Here is a 6,447-nt window from a genome sequence, read left to right as displayed (position 1 = left end):
GCGAGCGTGACGCACATCAACACGAACTGAATCGTATCCGTAATGGCCACGGCCCAAAGGCCACCCCACAAGGTGTAGACCAACGCAATGGATCCGATCGCGGCTGCGCCAATCATCGCGTCGACTCCAAAGATCACCTCGGAGACCCGCCCGAGGGCGAAGAGCGCGAGCGCGGGAATCGAATAGAAGATCGACGCCAGAGCACCAAACGTGGCAGCACCGGTCCCATAGTTCCGCTCGAGGATCTCGGGTAAAGAAGTGAAATTGGCGGTTCGCAGACGCTTGCTCAGAACAAATGCCGCGATCGCATAAAGCACCAAATAAAGTACCGAGTAACCAAAATATGCGACAACGCCATTATTGAAGGCGAGTTCGGATGTGCCGAAGAGCACGTCGAGACCGTAGTAGGTCGATGCCAACGTGCAGACGAGCACCGGCGTCGTCATCGAACGACCGGCGATCAGGTACTCCTCGAAATTAGGATTGCGCCGAAAGATGTAGTAACCGATGCCCAGCATTGCCATCAGGTACGCAGCGATGATCCCGAAGTCGATCCATGATATGGCCATTGGGGCGAGACGATACTAGTTCCCCGCATGAAATGCCCGGGGATGAACCATTCAAGAGCTGATTCGCGTGCGGGGCGCAAGCACACGTTCGGAGAACACGGGCTTTAATTTCACGGCGAGGCCGCGCCCCTGCTCTGCGATTCGAATCGGCGAAGCGCTCCGATAACCAACACCAAACAGATTCCCCCGGTAACCAATACCCAGCCCGCTAACGGGAGCATGCCGGCTTCTTCGACCAGCACGGCGGCGATCCAGGGACCGGGCACGGCTCCACCGTTCCAGAGCGAGTCGCCTGCAACCGCCCAGCGACCTCGGTCGTCCAGCGCCGCCAGCGCGCCCATCAAGTACGGCACCAGAAAGTTGTAGGCGAGGCCCCAGAGCAAGTTGAGAGCGCTGTAAGCAAATTCGGATTCGAACACGGCAAGTCCAGCTGCCGCAACAACGTTGAGCCCCAGGCCGATGCAGATCGGCCAGACGCGACCGAAGCGTGTGCCCAACCACGCCGCAAGCACGCCGCCTGCCAGCCCCATGAAACTCGTGACACTCAGGACGGTTCCCCTCTGGTCCGCATCCAGTGCTGCCTGGATTCCGATCTGGTCAAGAAATGTGAAAACGCCACTTTGGCCCGCCTCGAAGACGAACATTCCGACCATGACAGCCACTGCAAGCATTCGATTGGGCGCCGAGAGCAAGAGCGTCACCATGCTCCCCTCGTCGGCATCTCCCATACGGGGCGACAGCAACCAGCGACACAAGGGCAGCGACGCGAAACCAACGGCCGCCATCATGAGGTAGCAACCGGTGGGGTCGGTCTCTGTTTTCACGTATGGAATAACTTTGAATTCTGCAGATAAAACAATGTTGTGTAACACCGTGATGATTGCGAAAACGCGTTCCGGTTGTGGAGACGATGCTGCTGCTGCGGTCCCCGCCGCCGAAACCAGCCCAGCTCCAATGCCCGTGACGACGCGCGCCATCAGCAACGCATCGAAACTGCCCGCGTACGCGGAGGCGATGTTTCCTGCTACGAGCACCACAATTCCGAAAACCGCTGTGCGAGCGCGCGACATGCTCGCGATGGGTCCGGAAGCCAGCAGTAGAGTGATGAAAAACGAACCGTTCTCGAACGAGAACATCTGCCCCACGGCGCCTTCGAGGGCGTCGTGATCCGCCATGATGGATTCGAGTAGCTGGGGTTGGGCGTACAAACCCAACATCGCAATGGCCCAACACATACCGGCTGCCAGCGAGAGCTTGAAGGTCTCGCCGCCGGGCCCTCCGGCGCCAGCGTTGCCCGAGACTTGTGTCGTCGCTTCAGTCATCGCTTTGCGGCACCTCGATCAAATCTCCGCCCTCACAGGATTTCCCGGTTGACATTCGCGTCGGTCTAATCGAAACTCGATATCGAAATTCGATATTGACATATCAAGGACAATATCTCTACCCGGACACTGAACACATCCATGAACGCCAGCGACAAAGATCTCTACTCGGGGCTCATCCGCCTCCACGTCCTGCACCACGCCGCGGAGAAGCCCATCTACGGCAGCTGGATGATCGACGAGCTTCGCGAGCACGGCTACGAAATCAGTCCGGGAACCCTTTACCCGATGCTCCACGCGTTGGCGCGCAAAGGATATCTCAAGCAACGGCAGGAGGGACCCGGCAAGCGCGCGCGGCGTCTCTACACGATCACCAGGCAGGGTCGTACCGCGCTGGCCGACGCCAAGGGCAAAGTGCAAGAGCTAATCGGGGAATTCTCTGAGAGCCATTCATGAGGCAACCACGCAAATGCAAATAGGAACCATTGAAAGCATCTGGCGCTATCCCGTCAAGAGTATGCGCGGTGAGGAGATTCCTCACACCTACACTGCCTTCACCGGATTGATGGGCGACCGGATCTATGGCGTGGTTGCGGCTGACGGCGATCCTAGCCATCCGTGGCATACCGCACGCGACCAGGAAGAGTACGTACTCTACAAGGCCAGCTACGCGTCGAGCGAGGGCGTGCTGCTCCCGGGGAATCTGCAGGCCACTTATGATGACTGGGAACCCGGCATCGACCCCATCTATCCGGAGGAGGATGCGTTCAAGGTGAGCGTGGAGACGCCCGAGGGTGTGAGCTACGACGACATCCGAGACCCGGTCTTCATCGCGGACCTTGAAAAAATCACCGGCCGGTCGCTCCGGGTTCATTTCACCCAGAGGGGGCAATTCGATGCCCGCCCGGTGTCGCTGATCTCGTTGTCGGCGGTTGCCAAGCTGAGCGAGGAACTCGGGATGAACCTCGACAAGCGCCGCTTCAGGGCCAACTTTTATATCGAGTGGGACAATCAGGACGATCCTTTCTACGAGCTGTCACTCGTCGGAAAGACTTTGAAAATCGGCGAGCATCTGGAACTGGTGATTGTTGAGCGCGACCCGCGATGCACGATGATCACCCTCGATCCCGACACCGCCGAAGCAACCCCCAAGCTCCTGCAGCTTCTTGGCCGAAATCATGGCGGCGATGCCGGTGTTTTCGCTGCCGTGATACAAAGGGGGCGGGTCAACCAGGGCGATCCGATCTTCCTGAAATGAATCAGAGCCAGGAGAGTGATCGCGACCCCGAGCCGCCCACCAATGCCTCGTCCACAATGGCCAAAGTCGAAAGCTTTCGACTGACCCTCGATGGCGAGGACCACACCGTACCGATTGCCGCCGGCGAGACCCTGTTGCAGGCGGCGTTGGCGGCTGGAATCGACGCACCCCATACCTGCACCGAAGGACGTTGCGGTACCTGCATGTCATGGCTGCGCAGTGGCGACGTATCCATGGCGTCCACTCGGGCGCTGTCGAAACGAAATACTGAACGCGGCTACGTCCTTGCTTGCCAGGCGCAGTCCTCGTCTTCTGCCCCGCTTTGGATCGACTTTGATATTTAGGCCGCACTGTTTTCCCTGCTCTCGGAGGCGCAATTGAATGACCGATGAAAATGAGACCGAGGCCGACGAACAACGATCCGCCGTCGCTGTATTCTTGGCGTTTCTGCGATTGGGGTTGACGTCGTTTGGCGGACCGGTGGCACATCTCGGTTATTTCCACGACGAATTCGTAGTGCGTCGCAAGTGGCTCAACGAACGCGCTTACGCCGATCTCGTGGCGTTGTGCCAATTTCTGCCGGGACCCGCGTCCAGCCAGGTCGGCATTGGCATAGGCCTTTCGCGGGCAGGTTTGCCGGGCGCCGTCGCCGCCTGGCTCGCCTTCACCATGCCGTCCGCCATTGCGTTGATCTTGTTCGGATATGGGGTCATGGAATTTGGTGACGCGGTTGGGTCCGGCGCCTTGCACGGGTTGAAGGTCGTCGCCGTTGCCGTGGTGGCGCAGGCCGTGTGGACCATGGCACGCAACCTATGCCCCGACGCGAAGCGGGCGACCCTGGCGGCCCTGGCGACCATCGGGGTGCTTGCGGTCCCCTCGCCCTTTACACAGGCTGGCGCAATTGTGATCGGTGGTTTTGTCGGGTGGGCCATCTTGCGCGCCGATGCGATGACAGATCATGTCGATTTGGGCGTTCAGGTCAATCGGAGCATCGCAATCACCGCGCTGGCGTTGTTTTTTGCCGGCTTGATCGGATTGCCAATATTGGCCACGGCATTTCCATCCCAAACCATGGCGTTGGTCGATTCCTTCTACCGGTCCGGATCGCTGGTGTTTGGCGGCGGGCACGTAGTGCTGCCGTTGTTGCAGTCAGAGGTGGTTCCCTCGGGCTGGGTGACGAAGGACGCATTTCTGGCGGGGTACGGCGCCGCGCAAGCCGTGCCGGGACCGCTGTTCACCTTCGCGGCCTATCTGGGATCGGTGATGACCGGCGCGCCGAACGGAATCGTTGGCGGACTGATCTGTCTGCTAGCGATATTCGCATCGTCGTTTCTACTGGTGATCGGGGCCATGCCGTTTTGGGACGCGTTGCGCCGCATCGGAGCAGTGCGCAACGCATTGCTGGGGGTCAACGCGGTCGTGGTGGGTCTGCTACTCGCGGCCCTCTACGACCCGGTCTGGACCAGCGCGATCCTGTCTGCGACGGATTTCGGTCTGGCCCTGGCGGCGTTCACGCTGCTGGTGTTCTGGAAGACCCCGCCCTGGCTGGTGGTGATCCTGACCGCGCTTGGCGGTTGGGTGCTCCATGCAGTGGCAATGTCGTAGACGTCCGTCAAAGGGAGAAGTTCAGCATGTTCGCGATGTATCGAATCTGAGAACTGACAGAACAGAGAGTCGTGCGAAGAAACGACTCTTTGGTTCCCTGAATTCAACCGGACGGCAACGACGACTGCACGGCCTTGTCGATCGCATTCAGCAGCTCCGACAATTCGAAGGGCTTCTCCAGGAAAGCCACCGCACCCTGGTTGTGAGCGTCACCGCGCAGCTCCGCCGCGAGGTACCCCGACATCAAAATCGTCGCGAGATGTTGATTGGACGCCTGGAGGTCGCGCGCGAGCTCCAGACCAGAGACCTCATCCTTCAGCATGAAATCGATCAGGAGCACTTGGGGATTGAAGCGCCGTGCCGTCTCCCTGGCCGTCTTGACGTCCAAAGCAGATTCGACCTCGTGTCCGGATCTGCGAAGAATGAGCGATAGCTGCTCACAGTAGCTGGACTCATCGTCGACCACGAGAACCTTGAGCTTTTGCGCCATCAGCTTGCTTCCGCTCGAATTTCAGGCAGGATGATTGTCACCCGGGTGCCTTCGCCAGGTGCACTCTCGACGTCGATACTCCCACCATGCTCCGAGACGATACCGTGGGAGACACTCAACCCGAGGCCGGTCCCGCCGCGGGCCGCACGCGTTGTATAGAAGGGATCGAATGCCTTCGACTGCTCCTCGGGGCTCATCCCTCGACCATGGTCGTAGACCTCCAGGCGCGCGTTCCCCGCAACCGAAGAGGTGCGAAGCCGGATAACGGAACCTGCCGTGCTGGCTTGAACGGCGTTGTGGATCAGGTTCACGATCACCTGCTCCAACTCCGTCGAATTGCCGGAGATCACTATCTCCTCGCCAGAGAGATCCAATTCGATCGCGACACCGTTCTGCTGCGTGAATTCACGGGTGAGATCGCATGAACTCTGTACCACCTCGTTGAGACCCATCCTCCACTTCTCCCCCGGCTCCTCCCGAGAAAATTTCAACGCGTTCTTTACGATGTGCTTGCAGCGCCGAGTGTCAGATACGATACCTCGCAGGGCCTCGGCGTAGCCAGCCGAATCTTCGACTTGAAGTGCGTTCTCCGCACGGAGTAGAATCAACCCGAGCGGATTATTGATCTCATGAGCAATGCCCGCCGCGAGTGTTCCGATCGAGACGAGCCTCTCCGCACGGCGCAACGCCTCGTGGGAGAGTTCCAATTCTCGACTTCGCTGGTCAACCATCTCCTCCAACTGGTCTCGGTAGCGCGCGAGTTCCTCCTGAGCCCGAATCCGATCGGTAATATCTCGCGCCACCCCAAGTACGCCTATAATCACGCCCTTGGAGTCGTGCAATGGAAGCTTCTTAGTTTCGAAGAACCGGATTTCGTCCCCGACGTTGACGGGTTCGCTCTCGATGTGCACCGCTTTGCCACTCAGCGCTGCGAGGTCATCGGCCTCGAACCCCCGAATTCCTTTTTCTGGGTTGCCCTTGACCAATTCGGGAGCCCAGCCATTTTCTACATCGGTCAGGCCCACGAGGTCTTCTGGCTTCTTGCCCACTGCAGCTGCAAACGCTGTATTGCAAATGAGGTGCGCAGATTCAAGTCCTTGACAAAGATGAGGTCAGGGGATGAATTGACCACGTTGGTCAGCAGGGAATAAGACTCCCGAAGTTCTTTATTGCTGTCAGGCATGCCATAGGCTCCTTCCCAGG

At 59.2% G+C, this 6,447-nt stretch carries 8 protein-coding genes; 4 read left to right on the top strand and 4 right to left on the bottom strand.

Translation table 11 applies throughout. The features are described 5' to 3' along the window. Both IH881_19880 and IH881_19875 read right to left on the bottom strand, forming a co-directional pair. A partial coding sequence (locus tag IH881_19880; GenBank protein MCH7869961.1) for a hypothetical protein occupies window positions 1-569 on the bottom strand: 569 nt, incomplete at its 3' end. Between the two features lie 110 nt (window positions 570-679). Further along, on the bottom strand, window positions 680-1,891 hold the full coding sequence (locus IH881_19875; GenBank protein ID MCH7869960.1) for a hypothetical protein: 1,212 nt from the start codon (window positions 1,889-1,891) through the stop codon (window positions 680-682). 141 nt (window positions 1,892-2,032) lie between these two features. Between IH881_19875 and IH881_19870 the strand changes: the two genes are divergently transcribed. From IH881_19870 to chrA, 4 genes are read left to right on the top strand one after another with little or no spacing between them, the layout of a single operon-like run. Further along, entirely contained in the window at window positions 2,033-2,347 is a 315-nt protein-coding gene (locus tag IH881_19870) for a helix-turn-helix transcriptional regulator (GenBank protein MCH7869959.1), read from the top strand. 13 nt (window positions 2,348-2,360) lie between these two features. After that, entirely contained in the window at window positions 2,361-3,149 is a 789-nt protein-coding gene (locus IH881_19865; protein MCH7869958.1) for an MOSC domain-containing protein, read from the top strand. Further along, the gene (locus IH881_19860; GenBank protein MCH7869957.1) at window positions 3,146-3,493 is read left to right on the top strand and encodes a 2Fe-2S iron-sulfur cluster binding domain-containing protein; all 348 of its coding nucleotides are present in this window, start codon (window positions 3,146-3,148) and stop codon (window positions 3,491-3,493) included. The genes IH881_19865 and IH881_19860 overlap by 4 nt, the downstream gene beginning before the upstream one ends. Window positions 3,494-3,530: 37 nt before the next feature. Further along, window positions 3,531-4,754, top strand: coding sequence for a chromate efflux transporter (gene chrA, locus IH881_19855; GenBank protein MCH7869956.1), 1,224 nt, complete (start codon window positions 3,531-3,533; stop codon window positions 4,752-4,754). A gap of 103 nt (window positions 4,755-4,857) precedes the next feature. On the opposite strand, the gene IH881_19850 is transcribed toward chrA, so the two are convergent. Both IH881_19850 and IH881_19845 read right to left on the bottom strand, forming a co-directional pair. Continuing rightward, window positions 4,858-5,244 carry a response regulator gene (locus IH881_19850; protein MCH7869955.1) on the bottom strand — a complete coding sequence of 129 codons (387 nt, stop codon included), beginning with the start codon at window positions 5,242-5,244 and terminating at the stop codon, window positions 4,858-4,860. Then, window positions 5,244-6,293 carry a PAS domain-containing protein gene (locus tag IH881_19845; protein ID MCH7869954.1) on the bottom strand — a complete coding sequence of 350 codons (1,050 nt, stop codon included), beginning with the start codon at window positions 6,291-6,293 and terminating at the stop codon, window positions 5,244-5,246. The genes IH881_19850 and IH881_19845 overlap by 1 nt, the downstream gene beginning before the upstream one ends. Window positions 6,294-6,447 lie beyond the last annotated feature (154 nt).

It is taken from the genome of Myxococcales bacterium (genome assembly GCA_022563535.1).
Lineage (GTDB): Bacteria > Myxococcota_A > UBA9160 > UBA9160 > UBA4427 > DUBZ01.
Note: the sequence above shows the minus strand (reverse complement) of the source record. Positions and strands in the feature narration are given on the sequence as shown.

What these genes read in the sequence shown, in the direction of transcription:
- IH881_19875 (MCH7869960.1), bottom strand. Translation starts at nt 1,891, where the DNA reads ATGACTGAAGCGACGACACAAGTCTCGGGCAACGCTGGCGCCGGAGGG.
- IH881_19870 (MCH7869959.1), top strand. Translation starts at nt 2,033, where the DNA reads ATGAACGCCAGCGACAAAGATCTCTACTCGGGGCTCATCCGCCTCCAC.
- IH881_19865 (MCH7869958.1), top strand. Translation starts at nt 2,361, where the DNA reads ATGCAAATAGGAACCATTGAAAGCATCTGGCGCTATCCCGTCAAGAGT.
- IH881_19860 (MCH7869957.1), top strand. Translation starts at nt 3,146, where the DNA reads ATGAATCAGAGCCAGGAGAGTGATCGCGACCCCGAGCCGCCCACCAAT.
- chrA (MCH7869956.1), top strand. Translation starts at nt 3,531, where the DNA reads ATGACCGATGAAAATGAGACCGAGGCCGACGAACAACGATCCGCCGTC.
- IH881_19850 (MCH7869955.1), bottom strand. Translation starts at nt 5,244, where the DNA reads ATGGCGCAAAAGCTCAAGGTTCTCGTGGTCGACGATGAGTCCAGCTAC.